Source organism: Streptomyces harbinensis, from assembly GCF_900116145.1.
Classification (GTDB): Bacteria; Actinomycetota; Actinomycetes; order Streptomycetales; family Streptomycetaceae; genus Streptomyces; species Streptomyces carpaticus.
The window spans coordinates 1-16,613 of record NZ_FPAB01000010.1; the positions used below are offsets into that span (position 1 = coordinate 1).

Annotated in this window: 20 protein-coding genes and 3 tRNA genes; 19 read left to right on the forward strand and 4 right to left on the reverse strand. The window is 72.4% G+C overall.

The genetic code is table 11. The annotated features are described in order from the left end of the window. The first annotated feature begins 42 nt into the window (after positions 1–42). From BM385_RS22680 to BM385_RS22725, 10 genes are all read left to right on the forward strand, one after another. On the forward strand, positions 43–636 hold the full coding sequence (locus BM385_RS22680; RefSeq protein WP_093844222.1) for a GTP-binding protein: 594 nt from the start codon (positions 43–45) through the stop codon (positions 634–636). Positions 637–755: 119 nt separating this feature from the next. Then, a complete protein-coding gene (locus BM385_RS22685) occupies positions 756–1,535 on the forward strand; it encodes a fumarylacetoacetate hydrolase family protein (protein WP_093844277.1) in 780 nt (259 codons plus the stop codon). Continuing rightward, positions 1,532–3,016 (forward strand): glutamate--tRNA ligase, encoded by a 1,485-nt coding sequence (gene gltX / locus BM385_RS22690; RefSeq protein WP_093844223.1) that lies wholly within the window; start codon positions 1,532–1,534, stop codon positions 3,014–3,016. The genes BM385_RS22685 and gltX overlap by 4 nt, the downstream gene beginning before the upstream one ends. 169 nt (positions 3,017–3,185) lie before the next feature. Next, positions 3,186–3,371 (forward strand): hypothetical protein, encoded by a 186-nt coding sequence (locus tag BM385_RS22695; RefSeq protein WP_019435474.1) that lies wholly within the window; start codon positions 3,186–3,188, stop codon positions 3,369–3,371. Positions 3,372–3,408: 37 nt separating this feature from the next. After that, positions 3,409–4,149 carry a hypothetical protein gene (locus BM385_RS22700; RefSeq protein ID WP_019435475.1) on the forward strand — a complete coding sequence of 247 codons (741 nt, stop codon included), beginning with the start codon at positions 3,409–3,411 and terminating at the stop codon, positions 4,147–4,149. Next, positions 4,146–5,051: a DUF6895 family protein gene (locus BM385_RS22705; RefSeq protein WP_093844224.1), complete on the forward strand. Its 906-nt coding sequence runs from the start codon at positions 4,146–4,148 to the stop codon at positions 5,049–5,051. The genes BM385_RS22700 and BM385_RS22705 overlap by 4 nt, the downstream gene beginning before the upstream one ends. 14 nt (positions 5,052–5,065) lie before the next feature. Then, the gene (locus tag BM385_RS22710) at positions 5,066–6,208 is read left to right on the forward strand and encodes a serine hydrolase domain-containing protein (RefSeq protein WP_093844225.1); all 1,143 of its coding nucleotides are present in this window, start codon (positions 5,066–5,068) and stop codon (positions 6,206–6,208) included. A 69-nt stretch (positions 6,209–6,277) separates the two neighbouring features. Continuing rightward, positions 6,278–6,349 (forward strand) — tRNA-Gln (locus tag BM385_RS22715). A 22-nt stretch (positions 6,350–6,371) separates the two neighbouring features. Next, positions 6,372–6,444 (forward strand) — tRNA-Glu (locus BM385_RS22720). A gap of 24 nt (positions 6,445–6,468) precedes the next feature. Then, positions 6,469–6,541, forward strand: a tRNA-Glu gene (locus BM385_RS22725). Between the two features lie 52 nt (positions 6,542–6,593). Here the strand turns inward: BM385_RS22725 and BM385_RS22730 are convergent. Then, the gene (locus BM385_RS22730) at positions 6,594–7,229 is read right to left on the reverse strand and encodes a MerR family transcriptional regulator (protein ID WP_093844226.1); all 636 of its coding nucleotides are present in this window, start codon (positions 7,227–7,229) and stop codon (positions 6,594–6,596) included. A 144-nt stretch (positions 7,230–7,373) separates the two neighbouring features. Here BM385_RS22730 and BM385_RS22735 point away from each other — a divergent pair, with 144 nt between their 5' ends. Then, positions 7,374–7,856 (forward strand): DUF4188 domain-containing protein, encoded by a 483-nt coding sequence (locus BM385_RS22735; protein WP_019435479.1) that lies wholly within the window; start codon positions 7,374–7,376, stop codon positions 7,854–7,856. Between the two features lie 4 nt (positions 7,857–7,860). Here the strand turns inward: BM385_RS22735 and BM385_RS22740 are convergent, their stop codons facing one another. Continuing rightward, on the reverse strand, positions 7,861–8,595 hold the full coding sequence (locus BM385_RS22740) for an IclR family transcriptional regulator (protein ID WP_026047726.1): 735 nt from the start codon (positions 8,593–8,595) through the stop codon (positions 7,861–7,863). Between the two features lie 152 nt (positions 8,596–8,747). Between BM385_RS22740 and leuC the strand changes: the two genes are divergently transcribed. The 5 genes from leuC to BM385_RS22765 all read left to right on the forward strand — a co-directional run bounded on the left by leuC (position 8,748) and on the right by BM385_RS22765 (position 12,190). Then, positions 8,748–10,172 (forward strand): 3-isopropylmalate dehydratase large subunit, encoded by a 1,425-nt coding sequence (gene leuC, locus BM385_RS22745; RefSeq protein WP_019435481.1) that lies wholly within the window; start codon positions 8,748–8,750, stop codon positions 10,170–10,172. Positions 10,173–10,175: 3 nt separating this feature from the next. Next, positions 10,176–10,769, forward strand: a complete 594-nt coding sequence (gene leuD / locus BM385_RS22750; protein WP_019435482.1) for a 3-isopropylmalate dehydratase small subunit — start codon at positions 10,176–10,178, stop codon at positions 10,767–10,769. Between the two features lie 163 nt (positions 10,770–10,932). Next, entirely contained in the window at positions 10,933–11,187 is a 255-nt protein-coding gene (locus BM385_RS22755) for an SCO5555 family protein (protein ID WP_093844227.1), read from the forward strand. A 125-nt stretch (positions 11,188–11,312) separates the two neighbouring features. Then, entirely contained in the window at positions 11,313–11,885 is a 573-nt protein-coding gene (locus BM385_RS22760; protein ID WP_019435484.1) for an HU family DNA-binding protein, read from the forward strand. Positions 11,886–11,986: 101 nt separating this feature from the next. After that, entirely contained in the window at positions 11,987–12,190 is a 204-nt protein-coding gene (locus tag BM385_RS22765; protein ID WP_093844278.1) for a hypothetical protein, read from the forward strand. Here the strand turns inward: BM385_RS22765 and cofC are convergent. Then, positions 12,162–12,824: a 2-phospho-L-lactate guanylyltransferase gene (cofC, locus tag BM385_RS22770; RefSeq protein ID WP_019435486.1), complete on the reverse strand. Its 663-nt coding sequence runs from the start codon at positions 12,822–12,824 to the stop codon at positions 12,162–12,164. The genes BM385_RS22765 and cofC overlap by 29 nt on opposite strands. 186 nt (positions 12,825–13,010) lie before the next feature. Here cofC and BM385_RS22775 point away from each other — a divergent pair, with 186 nt between their 5' ends. The 3 genes from BM385_RS22775 to BM385_RS22785 are packed head-to-tail and all read left to right on the forward strand — an operon-like array spanning position 13,011 to position 15,987. Beyond that, on the forward strand, positions 13,011–13,811 hold the full coding sequence (locus BM385_RS22775; protein WP_093844228.1) for a lysophospholipid acyltransferase family protein: 801 nt from the start codon (positions 13,011–13,013) through the stop codon (positions 13,809–13,811). Then, positions 13,808–14,809 carry an NAD(P)H-dependent glycerol-3-phosphate dehydrogenase gene (locus tag BM385_RS22780; RefSeq protein ID WP_019435488.1) on the forward strand — a complete coding sequence of 334 codons (1,002 nt, stop codon included), beginning with the start codon at positions 13,808–13,810 and terminating at the stop codon, positions 14,807–14,809. The genes BM385_RS22775 and BM385_RS22780 overlap by 4 nt, the downstream gene beginning before the upstream one ends. Positions 14,810–14,844: 35 nt before the next feature. Continuing rightward, the gene (locus tag BM385_RS22785) at positions 14,845–15,987 is read left to right on the forward strand and encodes a D-alanine--D-alanine ligase family protein (RefSeq protein ID WP_093844229.1); all 1,143 of its coding nucleotides are present in this window, start codon (positions 14,845–14,847) and stop codon (positions 15,985–15,987) included. A 66-nt stretch (positions 15,988–16,053) separates the two neighbouring features. On the opposite strand, the gene BM385_RS22790 is transcribed toward BM385_RS22785, so the two are convergent. Beyond that, the gene (locus tag BM385_RS22790) at positions 16,054–16,602 is read right to left on the reverse strand and encodes a DUF3515 domain-containing protein (RefSeq protein WP_254791710.1); all 549 of its coding nucleotides are present in this window, start codon (positions 16,600–16,602) and stop codon (positions 16,054–16,056) included. Positions 16,603–16,613: the final 11 nt, after the last annotated feature.

Here is a 16,613-nt window from a genome sequence, read left to right on the forward strand (position 1 = left end):
CCGGTGGTCAGCCTGATGTGACACTGCTCGAAAGGGTGCTCAGTGGACTTCGCAAGCTCTAGCGGTGCGGGCCGTTCGGCTCCTTCCCGTTCCACTACTTCTGCGAAGATTGTGGTCGCGGGTGGTTTTGGTGTGGGGAAGACCACGTTTGTCGGTGCGGTGTCGGAGATCAATCCGCTGCGTACCGAGGCGGTGATGACGTCTGCGTCGGCGGGGATCGATGATCTGACGCATACCGGTGGTAAGACGACCACGACGGTGGCGATGGACTTCGGTCGTATCACGCTGGATCAGGATTTGATTCTGTATCTGTTCGGTACGCCGGGGCAGGATCGTTTCTGGTTCATGTGGGACGATTTGGTGCGTGGTGCCATTGGTGCGGTGGTGCTGGTGGATACGCGGCGTCTTGCGGATTGTTTTCCGGCGGTGGATTACTTCGAGAACAGTGGTCTGCCGTTCGTGATCGCGTTGAATGGTTTTGACGGGCATCAGCCGTATTCTCCGGAGGAGGTGCGGGAGGCGTTGCAGATCGGTCCTGACGCGCCGATCATCACGACGGATGCGCGGCATCGTGCGGAGGCGAAGGCGGCGCTGATCACTCTCGTCGAGCACGCCCTCATGGCCCGCCTGCGGTAATTCCGAGCGTCCCCCGCTGCCACGCCGGTAGTCTCCCCGTGCTGGGGAGACACCGCCGCGTGGCGGTTGGCTAGGCTGAGGACAGAGATCCCAGCAAGCCAGTGAAGGGCAACGCAGCCGTGCGCATCGCCAGATTCTCCATCGACGGCACCGTCGGTTTCGGTGTGGTGGAGGGGGGGCCCACCGACGAGGACGGGCTCGTCCTCGACATCATCAAGGGCCATCCCTTCGCCGAGTTCGAGCGCTCGGGCCACCGGGTCCCGCTCAAGGCGGTCCGGCTGCTGCCCCCCGTCCTCCCCAGCAAGGTCGTCGCGATCGGCCGGAACTACGCCGCGCACGCGCGCGAGCTGGGCAACGAGGTCCCCGACACCCCCGTCACCTTCTTCAAGCCCTCCACCTCGGTGATCGGCGACGGTGACGCCATCCGGTATCCCTCGATCTCCCGCGAGGTCCACCACGAGGCGGAGCTGGCCGTGGTCATCGGCCGGATGTGCCGGGACGTGCCGCGCGAACGCGCCAGGGACGTCATCCTCGGCTACACCTGCGCCAACGACATCACCGCGCGCGACGTCCAGGAGCGCGAGAAGCAGTGGGCGCGTGCCAAGGGCTTCGACACCTCCTGCCCGCTCGGCCCGTGGATCGAGACCGACGCCGACCCGGCCGACCTCGCCATCATGTGCACGGTGAACGGCGAACAGCGGCAGCTGGGCCGCACCAGCGAGATGGTCCGTACGGTGGAGGACCTGATCGTGCACATCACCGAGTCGATGACGCTGCTCCCGCAGGACGTCATCCTCACCGGCACCCCGGCCGGCGTCGGCCCGCTGCACGCCGGCGACGAGGTCGCCGTCTCCATCGAAGGCATCGGCACTCTCACCAACAAGGTCGTCAAGGCGTGACTTCTCCCTCCCCCTCCGTACGTGTGCGCTTCTGCCCGTCCCCGACGGGCAACCCCCATGTGGGGCTGGTGCGCACCGCCCTGTTCAACTGGGCCTTCGCCCGCCACCACGGCGGCACCATGGTCTTCCGCATCGAGGACACCGACGCCGCCCGCGACTCCGAGGAGTCGTACACCGCGCTGCTCGACTCGATGCGCTGGCTCGGCCTCGACTGGGACGAGGGCCCCGAGACCGGCGGCCCGCACGCCCCGTACCGGCAGTCGCAGCGGATGGACATCTACGCCGACGTGGCGCGCCGGCTGCGCGAGGCGGGCCGCGCGTACCCCTGCTACTGCACCACCGCGGAGCTGGAGGAGCGCCGGGAGGCGGCGCGGGCGGCCGGCCGGCACTCCGGGTACGACGGGCACTGCCGGGAGCTGACGGCGGAGCAGATCGCGGCGTACGAGGCCGAGGGGCGCGCGCCGATCATCCGGTTCCGGATGCCGGACGAGCAGATCACCTTCACCGACCTGGTGCGCGGCACGCTCACCTTCGCGCCGGAGCACGTCTCGGACTACGGGATCGTGCGCGCCAACGGCGCGCCGCTGTACACCCTGGTCAACCCGGTGGACGACGCGCTGATGGAGATCACCCACGTGCTGCGCGGCGAGGACCTGCTGTCCTCCACGCCGCGGCAGATCGCGCTGTACGGTGCGCTGGCGGAGATCGGCGTCGGGACGGGGCGCGTCCCGGAGTTCGGGCATCTGCCGTATGTGATGGGGGAGGGCAACAAGAAGCTCTCCAAGCGTGACCCGGAGTCCTCGCTCAATCTGTACCGCGAGCGCGGCTTCCTGCCGTCCGGGCTGCTCAACTACCTGTCGCTGCTGGGCTGGTCGATCGCCGAGGACCGGGACATCTTCACGGTCGAGGAGATGGTGGCGGCCTTCGAGATCGGCGACGTCAACGCCAACCCGGCGCGCTTCGACCTGAAGAAGGCCGAGGCGATCAACGCGGTGCACGTACGGGAGTTGCCGCTGGACGCGTTCGTGGCGGCGTGCGAGCCGTGGCTGGCCGCGCCGTACGCGCCGTGGAAGCCGGAGGCGTTCGACCGGGCGGCCTTCGAGGAGCTGGCGCCGCTGGCGCAGACCCGGCTGACGGTGCTCTCCGACATCACGGCCAATGTCGACTTCCTGTTCCTGGACGCCCCGGTGGAGGACGAGAAGTCCTGGGCCAAGGCGATGAAGCCGGGCGCCGAGCAGGTGCTGGCGGCGGCCCGGGAGCGGCTGGCGGCGGCCGACTGGAGCTCCGCCGAGTCGCTCAAGGAGGCCGTGCAGGCGGCCGGTGAGGCGCACGGGCTGAAGCTGGGCAAGGCGCAGGCGCCGGTGCGGGTGGCGGTCACCGGGCGCACGGTCGGGCTGCCGCTGTTCGAGTCGCTGGTGGTGCTGGGCCGGGAGCGGACCCTGGCCCGGATCGAGGCGGCGCTGGCGCGGCTCGCGGGCTGAGCGGCACGCGTACCGGAGGGGGCCCCGCCGCGGCGGGGCCCCCTCCGTGTGCCGGGAGCGGCGTCGGAGGTGTCCCGTTCTCAAAATGCGACATATCGGGTGATGGCGTAGCGTTTTGCCTCGTCAGTATCGCTGACATGGCAAAGCACCCGATATGAGGAGGCAATGCATGCTCGCGCAGAAGACACTCCCGCTCGTCGCCGACCCCGCCGAGGCAGCCGCCGCCCAGGCCCTGATGACCGAACCGGAAGCGCCGCTGAGCGACGCCCCGCTCTACTCACCCGAAGCGGCCGGATTCCTCCTGCTGCTCCTGCTGCTCTCGCCGAAGGCCCCCGCGGAGCCGGGCGACCAGTGAGCCGCAGGCCGGCTCCCGGCGGACGGAGGGAGCACCCGTGACGACGGGATCCGCCGAACGCGCCGCCCGTGCCGTGTACACGGAAGCAACCGCCGAGCTGGCCCGCTGTGTCCTCGACGCCCTCCGGGGCGCCGGGGACACAGCCCCGCTCGCCCGGTTCACCGAAGCGGCCACCGACCCGAAAGCCGCCCTCGCCGCGGTACGGGTGCTGGGCGCCGACGTCCTCGCCCCCTACGCCCTCACCGGCGGCACCCCGCACCCGCGCGACCTCACCGTCATCGCCCAGGCCACCGCGGTCTTCCCGGCCCCGGTCCTCACCGCGCCGCCCCCCGAAGGCCCGCTGGAGAACTGGGCCATCGCCTGGCGCGACTGGGCCACCGGCCGGCTCATCGCCGGCCTCGGCGACGGCGCCGCCGACGACACCCCGCAGCCGCCCGCCGCCCCCGTCCTCACCGACACCGCCGACTGGCCCCGCTGGTCGGCCGTCTGCGCCCGGCTGGCCACCCTCGCCCTCCCCGGCGTCACCGGCCCGGTACCGGCCGTCGTCCGCCGCCACCCCGTCCCCCTGGCCCGCGGCACCACCCGCGCCCTGCTGCGCCGGGACTACCCCACCGCGGCCCGGCTGGCCCGCTGGCTGGCCGCCGCCCACCGGGACGGCGTACCACTGCCCCTGGACCCCGCCGCGCTCACCGAGCACATCGCCCTGCACGCCGCCGGCGAGCCCCGGCTCGCCCTCGATCTGGCGGTGGCCCGGCTGCTGCTGGGGAGGACCGCATGACCACCGCCGTCACCCCGATCGCCCACCAGGTGGCCACCCGCGCCTTCGGCTGGCTGCTCGCCCACCGCGACCACGGCGCGCTACCCGAGGGGACCACCGCCGACCTCGGCGACCCCAACAGCGTCTACAAGCCGCTGGGCGAGGCCGCCCTGGCCGGCTCCCTGGTGCTGCGCGAATCCGCGGCCGGCAGCGAGAGCATGCGCGCCGCCCGCGAACTGCTCGACTTCGGCTGGCGGCAACTGCGCGAGGGCGACCTGCTCTACGAACGCCAGCTGCGGCACTCGCTGCTCACCGACCCGCTGGAGATGTACGCCCACTTCGTCCGGGCCGGCTACCGCCACCCGGGCATGGACGCCCTGCTGCGGCACAACGCGGCGCTGCGCTCGGTGCGCGCCGCCGAAGTGGTGCCCAACCGGCGGCTGGCCATCGCCAACGCCGCCCGGCTGGCCGGGCTCGACTACGGCTTCGACTGGGCCGCGCTCACCCGCGCCACCTGGCTGGGCGCCACCCCCGAGCCGTGGGCGATCGACTGGATGACCGCCTACTCCATGACCCACACGGTCTTCCATCTCACCGACTGGGGCGCCCGCCCCGAAGGACTGCCGGCGGAGATCGCGAGCTACCTCACCACCTGGCTGCCGGTGTGGACGGACATCTGGCGCGAGGTCGCCCAGTGGGACCTGGTCGCCGAGCTGATGATCGTCGGCTCCTGCCTGCCCGACCCGGTGTGCGACCCGGCCGACTGGGCGGCGCTCGCGGCCGTCCAGCACCCGGACGGGCTGATGCCGCGCGACGGCGAACCGGTGAGCGAGGACCCGGCGCGGCGGTTCGCCGACCACCAGCACACCGCCGTGGTCGCCGCCGTCGCCGGGAGCATCGCGGTCTCCCGCACGCTCACGTGAGGGCGGCGGACGCGATGAGCCCGGACGCGACGGACGCGGCGGCCACCACGGTCAGGACCCTGCACCCGGGTGCGGCGGACCCGGTGGCCACCGGGCTGCTGGCCTCGCTCGCCGCCGCCGCACCGGGCGCCAGCACGGTGGCGGTGGCGGTGCACCGCGCGGGGGAGCGCCTGGTGGCGGTGGGCGGACGCACCGCGCACGACGCCACCGGCCGGCCGGCCGAGCCGGGCACCCGCTTCGCCCTCGGCTCGGTCACCAAGACCTACACCGCCCTGCTGCTGGCCGAACTCGCGGCCCGGGGCGAGGTCGGCTACGACGACCCGATCGACCGCTTCCTGCCGCCCGGCGCCGCCCCGTACCGGCGCGTCGGCGGCGCGCCGATCACCCTGCTGCACCTGGCGACGCACACCTCGGGACTGCCGCGGCTGCCGCCGGGGCTGCTGCGCAGCGCCGTGCCGCGCTGGTTCTCCAATCCGTACGCGGCGTACGGCCCCGGCGAGCTGCTGGCCGCCCTGGCCCGCACCAGGCCGTCGGCCGCCCCCGGTACCCGGGTGCGGTACTCCAACTTCGGGGTCGGACTGCTCGGCATGCTGCTGGCCCGCGCGGCGGGCGAGCCGTACGGCGGGTACGAACGGGCGCTGGCGGCCCGGGTGCTCACCCCGCTGGGGCTGCGGAGCACCGGCGCGCAGGCCGGGGCGGCCGGGGACGCCACCGGCTACTGGCACGGCCGGGCCCGGCCGCCCTGGCGGATCCCGGGGCTGGCCGGGGCCGGCGCGCTGCACGCCGGGCCGGAGGAGTTGCTGCGGTACCTGGAGGCGCTGCTCGACCCGGTGCGGGCGGCCGGGGGCGACGGTCCGCTGGCCACGGCGCTGACCGAGGTGGCCAGGCCGCGGCTGGTGGTGCGCCCGGGCGAGGACCGGATCGCCCTGGTGTGGAACGCGCGGCGGCGGCCCGGTCATCTGCTGCTCTTCCACTCCGGGGGGACCCGGGGGTGCACCGCGTTCGTGGGGTTCAGCCCCGAGCGGGGGGTGGCGCTGGCCGCGGTGGCCAACCGCGCGCCCGCGCTGGACGGGGCCTTCATCCAGCGGGCGTATCTGCTGCTGAGAGAACTGGCGGGCGGGACAACTCGTTTTGGAGCACCGTCGCCCATCGGGTAATGTTCTTCCTGTCGCCGGGACAGCCCGGCGGACACCAAGCAAAACTCCCCACAAGGAGTTGCGATTTGGTGGGCTATGGTGTAATTGGCAGCACGACTGATTCTGGTTCAGTTAGTCTAGGTTCGAGTCCTGGTAGCCCAGCGCGATCTGCTCGCAGATCACCGCCCCCGTTGTGTAGCGGCCTAGCACGCTGCCCTCTCACGGCAGTAGCGCCGGTTCGAATCCGGTCGGGGGTACGGATCCTTCGGGATCTTGTGTGGGCCCCCGTTGTGTAGCGGCCTAGCACGCCGCCCTCTCAAGGCGGTAGCGCCGGTTCGAATCCGGTCGGGGGTACGCAGGATAAGCCCTCCTTCTCGCCTCGGTGAGGAGGAGGGCTTTTCGCCGTTCAGGAGGGGCCGCGCAGCTGCCGGGTGGCGGCTTCGGCCTGGGCGAGGCGGCGCAGGCTCAGCAGGACGGGCTCGTAGAGCACGGTGAGGGCCACCGCGGCCTCCAGCTGGGTGGTCGGCGAGGCGAACTCCCCGATCAGCGCGATCTCGTGCGCGGCCAGCCCGTCGGCCGCCGCGCCGTACGGCAGCAGTTGCTCGACGGTGCACGGGTAGCCGAGCCGCAGCAGCGCGGCGAGCGCGGTGACCAGCGCCTGGTGGGCGGGGTTGTCCACCACGATCCGCCAGCCGAGCCGCCGCTGGAGTTCCCCGGCAAGGGCTTCTGCGGTGACGACCGTCTCATCGCGCCGGCGCGGTGGCGCGGGCTGGGGGAGGGCCGCGACGGCGGTGCCGATCCGGGTGAGCTGGTCGGTCCGGTCGTCGTCGATGGCGGTGAGCACCTCCCGCGCGGTGGCCACCGGGATCCGGCCCACCTGCACCAGCGCCCGGACCAGCCGCAGCCGGCGCAGGTGTTCCTCGCCGTACTCGGCCTGGGTCGCCGAGATCCGCTCGCCGGGGGGCAGCAGCCCCTCCCGCAGGTAGTACTTGATCGTCGCGGTGGTCACCCCGCTGCGTTCGCTCAGTTCTGCCAGCCGCATACGGCCCTCAGCCCACTTTCTCCACGGATTCTCGGATGCCCCTTGCGCGGATGCATTGGGGAGTGGCACTATCCAATCATGGATAGCGCAACTATCCAAGGTGCGGTCGGTTGTGCGAACGGAAGCGGAAGAGCGGGGTGCGGCATGAGCCGGAAGATCGTCGAGGGCCGGATGACGGCGGCGGCCACGGGGGAGATCACGCTGTTTCTCATCGGGATGCGGATCAACAGCTTCTGGCGGGTGCGCCACTGGTGGCCGGTGCTGATGGCCATGCCCAGGATGCTCAGGGAGCTGTCGGCCGACCCGGACAGCGGGATGCTGGGGTACCGGCTGCTGCTGGGCGGGCCGCGGTTCGTCCAGGTCGTGCAGTACTGGTCGTCCCACGAGCGGCTGCTGGCCTACGCCTCGGCGCCGGAGGGGGAGCACCGCCCGGCCTGGGCGGCGTTCAACCGGCGGATACGGCAGGGCCGGGGCCGGGTGGGCTTCTGGCACGAGACCTATGTGGTGCCGGCCGGCGCCCACGAGTCCATCTACCTGAACATGCCGGTGGGCGGCCTCGGCGCGGTCGGCGGGGTGGAGCCGGTGGCGCGGCGCGGTGAGCGGGCGGCGCAGCGGCTGGAGGTGTGAGCGGTCAGTGACCGCCGCCGCGCCGCAGCGCCTCGGTGAGCCGGCCGGCGGCGTCGATCAGGGCCTGGGCGTGCATCCGGCCCGGGTGCCGGGTCAGCCGCTCGATCGGCCCGGAGACGGACACGGCCGCCACCACGCGGTTGGAGGGGCCGCGTACCGGGGCGGACACCGAGGCCACCCCCGGCTCCCGTTCGCCGATCGACTGGGCCCAGCCCCGGCGGCGTACCCCGGAGAGCGCGGTCGCGGTGAACCGGGCGCCCTGCAAGCCGTGGTGGAGCCGCTCCGGCTCCTCCCAGGCGAGCAGGATCTGGGCGGCCGAGCCGGCCTTCATCGGCAGGGTGGAGCCGACCGGCACGGTGTCCCGCAGGCCGGACAGCCGCTCGGCGGCGGCCACGCAGATGCGCATGTCGCCCTGGCGCCGGTAGAGCTGGGCGCTCTCCCCGGTCAGATCGCGCAGATGGGTCAGCACCGGCCCGGCCGCCGCCAGCAGCCGGTCCTCGCCGGCCGCCGCCGCCAGCTCCGCCAGCCGCGGACCCAGCACGAAGCGGCCCTGCATGTCCCGGGCCAGCAGCCGGTGGTGCTCCAGGGCCACCGCCATGCGGTGCGCGGTGGGCCTGGCCAGTCCCGTGGCCGACACCAGTCCGGCCAGCGTGGCGGGGCCGGACTCCAGCGCACCCAGTACCAGGGCCGCCTTGTCCAGTACGCCCACTCCGCTGGAGTCGCCACGTGAATTGTCCATGCAACGATACTCGCGTCTCACACTGTGAAACGCAAGTTCCTTTTTCCGGGGAAGACGCCACTCTGGACTGCCGGGGTCCGCAATGAGGTGGGCCCGGCCACCGTCCGGTACGCGGGGAGCGGACGGCGGCCACATGGAGCGGAGGGAATGCGATGGGACGGACACTGGCGGAGAAAGTCTGGGACGACCATGTCGTCCGGCGTGCGGAGGGAGAGCCCGATCTGCTGTTCATCGATCTCCACCTCCTGCACGAGGTGACCAGTCCGCAGGCGTTCGACGGACTGCGCAAGAGCGGCCGGGCGGTGCGCCGCACCGACCTCACCATCGCCACCGAGGACCACAACACCCCCACCCTGGACATCGACAAGCCGATCGCCGACCCGGTCTCGCGCACCCAGCTGGAGACCCTGCGCAAGAACTGCGCCGACTTCGGTGTCCGGCTGCACTCCCTGGGCGACGACGAGCAGGGCGTGGTGCACGTGGTCGGCCCGCAGCTGGGGCTCACCCAGCCGGGCACCACGGTGGTCTGCGGCGACAGCCACACCTCCACCCACGGTGCCTTCGGCGCGCTGGCGTTCGGCATCGGCACCAGCCAGGTCGAGCATGTGCTGGCCACCCAGACGCTGCCGATGGCGCCGTTCAAAACCATGGCGATCACCGTCGAGGGCGAGCTGCCCGACGGCGTCACCGCCAAGGACCTGATCCTGGCGATCATCGCCAGGATCGGCACCGGCGGCGGCCAGGGCTACGTCATCGAATACCGCGGCGAGGCCATCGAGAAGCTCTCGATGGAGGCCCGCATGACCATCTGCAACATGTCGATCGAGGCCGGCGCCCGGGCCGGCATGATCGCCCCGGACGAGACCACGTTCGCCTATCTGCGCGGGCGCGACCACGCCCCGAGCGGCGCCGAGTGGGACGAGGCCGTCGCCTACTGGAAGACGCTGCGCACCGACGAGGACGCCGTCTTCGACCACGAGGTCGTCATCGACGCCGCCGCGCTGGCGCCGTTCGTCACCTGGGGCACCAACCCCGGGCAGGGCGCCCCGCTGTCGGCCGCCGTGCCCGACCCCGGGCAGTACACCGACCCCAGCGAGCGCCTCGCCGCCGAGAAGGCGCTGGAGTACATGGGCCTGACCGCCGGGACCCCGCTGCGCGACATCTCCGTGGACACCGTCTTCGTCGGCTCCTGCACCAACGGCCGCATCGAGGATCTGCGCTCCGCCGCCGCCGTGCTCCAGGGGCGCAAGGTCGCCGACGGGGTGCGGATGCTGGTGGTGCCCGGCTCGGTCCGGGTGGCGCTGCAGGCCGTGCAGGAGGGCCTGGACAAGGTGTTCACCGAGGCGGGCGCCGAGTGGCGGCACGCCGGCTGTTCCATGTGTCTGGGCATGAACCCCGACCAGCTGGCCCCCGGTGAGCGCTCCGCCTCCACCTCCAACCGCAACTTCGAGGGCCGGCAGGGCAAGGGCGGCCGTACCCACCTGGTCTCCCCGCAGGTGGCCGCCGCCACCGCGGTCACCGGCACCCTCGCGTCCCCGGCCGATCTGGCCGGCGTTCCCGTCCCCGTGGAGGTCTGAGCCATGGAAGCATTCACCACCCACACCGGGCGGGCCGTGCCGCTGCGCCGCTCCAATGTCGACACCGACCAGATCATCCCGGCCCACTGGCTGAAGAAGGTCACCCGGGACGGCTTCGAGGACGGTCTGTTCGAGGCCTGGCGCAAGGACCCGGAGTTCGTCCTCAACCGGCCGGAACACTCCGGCGCCACCGTGCTGGTGGCGGGCCCGGACTTCGGCACCGGCTCCTCCCGCGAGCACGCCGTGTGGGCCCTGCAGAACTACGGCTTCAAGACGGTGATCTCCTCCCGCTTCGCCGACATCTTCCGGGGCAACTCGCTCAAGAACGGCCTGCTGACGGTCGTGCTCCCGCAGGAGACCGTCGAGGCGCTGTGGCAGCTCACCGAGTCCGACCCGGCCGCCGCCGTCACCGTCGACCTCGTCACCCGCACCGTGACGGCCGAGGGGGTCGAGGCCGCGTTCGAGCTGGACGAGAACGCCCGCTGGCGGCTGCTCGAAGGTCTCGACGACATCAGCATCACGCTGCAGAACGAGGACGCCATCGCCGCCTTCGAAGCGCGCCGTCCCGCCCACAAGCCGCGCACGCTGACGCACTGAACCGCCCTCCCCTCGGGCGCCGTTGACCAGCGCCCGTACCCGCCCGCCCCCGACCGGCCCTCCGGACGGGGGCGGTGGCGTGTGACGGCCCGAACGACCCCGCAGGACACGGCTATTGGGACCTTACCGGGCGAGAGCGGATGCAAGGTGGCACAATCGGCGTATGGAACGCGACGGTCAACCTGAGCTGTACGACCTCGTCGCCGCTCGGCTGAAAGAGGCGCACCGTGCGGTGCGTACCGCACAAGTGCCCGAGCCCGTACGGCAGGCCCTCACCCGGAAGCTGCTGGTGATCACGGCGGCGGCCAAGCAGGACCTGCCCGCCGCCGCCCGCCGCCTGGAGCGGCTGATCGTGGACGTCGACGCCGGGCGCGTCCCGCCCGATCCACCGGCCCCGCGCCGCGATGGAACCGCGTGATGGTCGAGTTCGTTGCGACACAAGGGTGATTCGCCCGTTTCACGTTTGATTTGCGGAATATATCTGCCTAACGTGCGAAAAAGCTTGAACACATTCGTTCCAGCCATGCCTGCGAAGGGGAAGACGTGAACAAGGCGCAGCTCGTAGAAGCGATTGCAGACAAGCTCGGCGGCCGCCAGCAGGCCGCGGACGCGGTGGACATCGTTCTCGATGCCATCATCCGGGCTGTGGTGGCCGGGGAGCGGGTCTCGGTGACCGGTTTCGGGTCGTTCGAGAAGGTCAACCGCCCCGCCCGCTACGCGCGCAATCCGCAGACGGGCGAGCGGGTCCGGGTCAAGAAGACCTCCGTCCCCCGGTTCCGGGCGGGCCAGGGTTTCAAGGACCTGGTGGCCGGTACCAAGAAGCTCCCGAAGAACGACGTCGCCGTGAAGAAGGCCCCCAAGGGCAGCCTCTCCGGTGGCACCACCACCAAGAAGGCCGCCGCGAAGAAGGCCACCGCCAAGAAGACCACCGCGAAGAAGGCGACCACCGCCAAGAAGACCACCGCGAGGAAGGCCACCACCAAGAAGGCCGCCACCGCCAAGAAGGCCACGGCGAAGAAGGCCCCGGCCAAGAAGACCACCGCCAAGAAGGCTCCGGCCAAGCGGGCCTCGGCCCGCAAGACCACCGCCAAGAAGGCCACCGCGCGCCGCGGGTGAACTGCGGCAGCGAAGCCACCGTCCCGCGGGCCGGACTCCCCACACCGGGGAGCCCGGCCCGCGCGCGTGTGCCCGCCCCGGCGCCGCACTACGATGCCCGCATGCAGGCCACCGCGTACACCTTCGACGCCGACACCCGCAGCGGCAGCGTGCTGCTGGACGACGGCACCCCTGTCGACTTCGGCCCCGACGCCTTCGCCGCCGGCGGACTGCTGCTGCTCCGGCCCGGTCAGCGGGTCCGCATCGAGACCGCCAACGGCACCCCGGCCGGCCCTATCACCCTGGTGACACTCCAGACACTGTGACCCGGCGGACCACGGACGCCGTACGCGGGCCCACCCCCAGCGCCAGCGCCCGCCGCAGATCCGCCCCGGTGTCCACGTCCTGCCGCACGCTCTCCACCCCGGGCAGCGCCAGCTCCACCGCCCCCGAGTCCCGGTGCCGCGCACGCGACGCCCCCTCGAACGCCGGGGCCAGCGCCGCCTCCTCCCGCGCCGTCAGCACCGTGGTGCCCACCCCCGCCGCGTCCGCCACGAACGCCCGCGGATGCGCCGCCGCCGCCGCGAGCACCCGCGCCAGCTCCGCCGGCCGCAGCGCGGGCAGATCGGCGCCCAGCGCCGCCACCGCCGCCGGACCCCACCGCCGTCGCCGCACCACCTCCGCACCGTGCGCCAGCGCCGCGTTCAGCCCGCCGCGCGCCACATCCGGCACCACCTGCGCCCCCAGCCGCGCCAGCCGCCGCCCGGCCACCGGATCATCCGTGACAACCGCCACATCCCGTACCGCGGGGCACGCCAGCGCCGCCGCCACGGTGTCCTCGGCGAACGCCAGCACCAGCCCCGCCCGGCCCTCCCCGGCGGCCACCGCCACCAGCCGGCTCTTCGCCCGCGCCAGCGGCTTCAGCGGCACGATCAGCGACCATCCGGCCTGCTGCGGCATCACGTTCCCCTCCCGGTTGAGGATGTCCGCCCAGTCTGCCTCCCCGCGCCGGGCCCCGGGACGTAAGGTCACAGGATGCCCACGGGGCCGCGAGGCCCCGCTGGACAGCCAAACCGCCTGGAGCGACACTTGTCCGGCGCTCCCGCAAGGCCGTGCCGGAGCAGTGCAAGAGGAGATGGTGTCCGAGTGTCCCGCCGCAGAATCGGCCTCTATTACCGATGCGCCGCGTTTCTGGTAAAACCCCCGATGCTGATCCTGTTCAAGCGGGACTGGCGGGGCCAGGAAAACATTCCGGACCACGGCGGATTCATCACCGCCGTGAATCACAACTCCTACCTCGACCCGCTCTCCTACGCCCACTTCCAGTACAACACCGGACGCGTTCCGCGCTTCCTCGCCAAGGTCGGCCTCTTCAAGAGCGGCTTCGTCGGATTCATGATGCGCGGCACCGGCCAGATCCCCGTCTACCGGGAGACCTCCGACGCCGCCGGCGCCTTCCGCGCCGCGGTCGAGGCCGTCAACAAGGGCGAGTGCGTCGCCTTCTACCCCGAGGGCACCCTCACCCGCGACCCGGACCTGTGGCCCATGAGCGGCAAGACCGGCGCCGCCCGGGTGGCCCTGCTCACCCGCGCCCCGGTGATCCCGGTGGCCCAGTGGGGCGCCCACGAGGCGGTGCCGCCCTACGCGAAGGAACACAAGTTCCGGCTCTTCCCGCGCAAGACCCTCACCGTGGTGGCCGGCCCCCCGGTCGACCTGAGCGACCTGTACGAGAGCGAACCCTCCGCCGAGGTGCTGCGCGTCGCCACCGAGCGCATCATGGACGCCGTCACCGCACAGCTCGCCGACATCCGCCACGAGCAGCCGCCGGCCCAGCGCTACGTACTCGAACGGGAGCGTACGGCGCGCCCCGCCGCCCGGCCGGACGCCGCCGACCGGACCCCCGCCCCGCTCCCGCAGAGCCAGGACGTCAAGGAGATCAGCGAGTGACGCGCGTCGCCGTGTTCGGCAACGGTTCCTGGGGGACCGCCTTCGCCATGGTGCTGGCCGACGCCGGGGCACAGGTCTCGCTGTGGGGCCGCCGCGCCGCCCTCGCCGAGACCATCAACAGCACCCGCGTCAACCCCGACTACCTGCCCGGCATCCGGCTGCCGGACGGCGTGCACGCCACCGCCGACCCGGCGCGGGCCGCCGAGGGCGCCGAGTTCGCGGTGCTCGCCGTCCCCTCGCAGACGCTGCGCGAGAACCTCGCCGCCTGGACCCCGCTGCTGCCCGCCGACACCGTACTGGTCTCCCTGATGAAGGGTGTGGAACTGGGCACCAGCAAGCGGATGAGCGAGGTCATCGCCGAGGTGACCGGCGCGGGTCCCGAACGGATCGCCGTGCTGTCCGGCCCCAACCTCGCCCGCGAGATCGCCGAACGCCAGCCGGCCGCCTCCGTCGTCGCCTGCCGCGACGAGGCCGTCGCCCGCCGCCTCCAGGCCGCCTGCCACACCGGGTACTTCCGCCCGTACACCAACACCGACGTGGTCGGCTGCGAACTCGGCGGCGCGGTCAAGAACGTCATCGCGCTCGCCGTGGGCATCGCCGGCGGCATGGGCCTGGGCGACAACGCCAAGGGCTCCCTCATCACCCGCGGCCTGGCCGAGACCACCCGGCTGGGCCTGGCGATGGGCGCCGACGCGCACACCTTCGCCGGACTCGCCGGCATGGGCGACCTGGTGGCCACCTGCTCCTCGCCGCTGTCCCGCAACAACACCTTCGGGACCAACCTCGGCCGCGGCATGACCCTGGAGGAGACCATCGCCGTCACCAAACAGACCGCCGAGGGCGTGAAATCGTGCCGCTCGGTACGGGATCTGGCGCGCCGCTACGATGTCGACATGCCGCTCACCGAAACCGTGGTCGGCATCGTCCACGAGGGCGTCCAGCCGGCCGCCGCGCTGAAAGAGCTGATGGCACGCAGCGCCAAGGCCGAGCTTCGCTGACTCCCGGGCAGGTGTGCGAGTAGCCTCAAGGGGTTATGAGCAGCGACTCCACTCACCAGAGCCCCAAGCCCCGCGTCGCCGTCGTCTTCGGCGGACGCAGCTCCGAGCACACCATCTCGGTTCTCACCGCGGGCGCCGTGCTCCGCGCGATCGACCGGGAGCGGTACGACGTGCTGCCCATCGGCATCACCACCGACGGCCGCTGGGCGCTGACCGCCGACGATCCCGAGCGGATGGCCATCACCGGCCGCGAACTCCCGACCGTGGCCGGGATCGCCGAACCCGGCGGCGGCTCGGTGCTGCTGCCGGTGGACCCGGCCGCGCGCGAGGTCGTTCTCGCGGAGCCCGGCTCCGTGCCCAAGGACCTCGGCGACGTCGACGTCGTCTTCCCCGTACTGCACGGCCCCTACGGGGAGGACGGCACGCTCCAGGGCATGCTGGAGCTGTCCGGCGTGCCGTACGTCGGGGCCGGGGTGCTGGCCTCCGCCGTCGGCATGGACAAGGAGTACATGAAGCGGATCTTCCACTCCTTCGGCCTGCCCGTCGGCCCCTACACCGTCATCCGCCCGCGCGAATGGGACACCGACCCGGCCGCCGCCCGGAAGAAGATCGTGGACTTCGCCGGCGACCACGGCTGGCCCGTCTTCGTCAAGCCCGCCCGCGCCGGCTCCTCCATGGGCATCACCAAGGTCGACGACCTGGCGGGCCTGGACGACGCCATCGCCGAGGCCCGCGCGCACGACCCCAAGATCATCGTCGAGTCGCTGCTGCGCGGCCGGGAGATCGAGTGCGGCGTCCTGGAGTTCGAGGACGGGCCGCGCGCCTCCGTCCCCGCCGAGATCCCGCCCGTCTCCGACCACGACTTCTACGACTTCGAGGCCAAGTACCTCGACTCGGCCGAAGGCATCGTCCCCGCGCCGCTGACCCCCGAGCAGACCGACCGGGTGCGGGAACTGGCCGTGCTCGCCTACGAGGCCGTCTCCTGCGAGGGCCTGGTGCGGGCGGACTTCTTCCTCACCGAGGACGGCGAGTTCGTCATCAACGAGATCAACACCCTGCCCGGGTTCACACCCATCTCGATGTACCCGCGGATGTGGCAGGCCAGCGGCGTGGACTACCCGGAGCTGATCGACCGGCTCATCCAGGCCGCGCTGCGCCGCTCGACGGGGCTGCGCTAGGGCGGCGGGACGCACGGGCCGTACGGGGCGGCGCCGGTGCGGCGGTCCGCCCCGTACCGGCGTCGCTCACGAACCGGCGGGCGGCGCGCCGTACAGCTCCTCCTGGGCGTACAGCTCGTCCAGCGGCACCTGGCCGGCGATCGCTTCGGCGAGATCCACCAGCGGGTTCACCTCGGGCGCGTAGTCCGCCGGCACGGACACCTCCACGTGCACCGTGCGGTGCGTGGTGGTGAACAGCTTCCCGCCGCCGGGGGCGTCCTCCAGCAGCCAGGAGACGCCGTTGACGTCCACCGCGTCCGCGAGCGGGTCGTACCCCTCCTCGCCCGGCGTCAGGACCAGCGGCAGCGGGACCCCGCAGCGCAGCACGATGGCCGGGTCCCCCCACACCGCGACGTACGCGGGGAGGTCCGCGCCGTCCACCCGTTCCTGGCCCTCCACCCGCTCCGGCAGGGCGGCGTCCACCGCGTCGCACACCTCGGCCGCCGCGGCGGCCGGAGCCGGCGCCACCACCGCGGCGGCGCCGTCCGTGCCGTCCGCCGCCGCGCACCCCACGAGCGCCAACAGGACCGCCGAAGCGGCGAGGACGGTGCCGGAAAAGCGAACGGTGCGACTCACGCCGTCAGCAT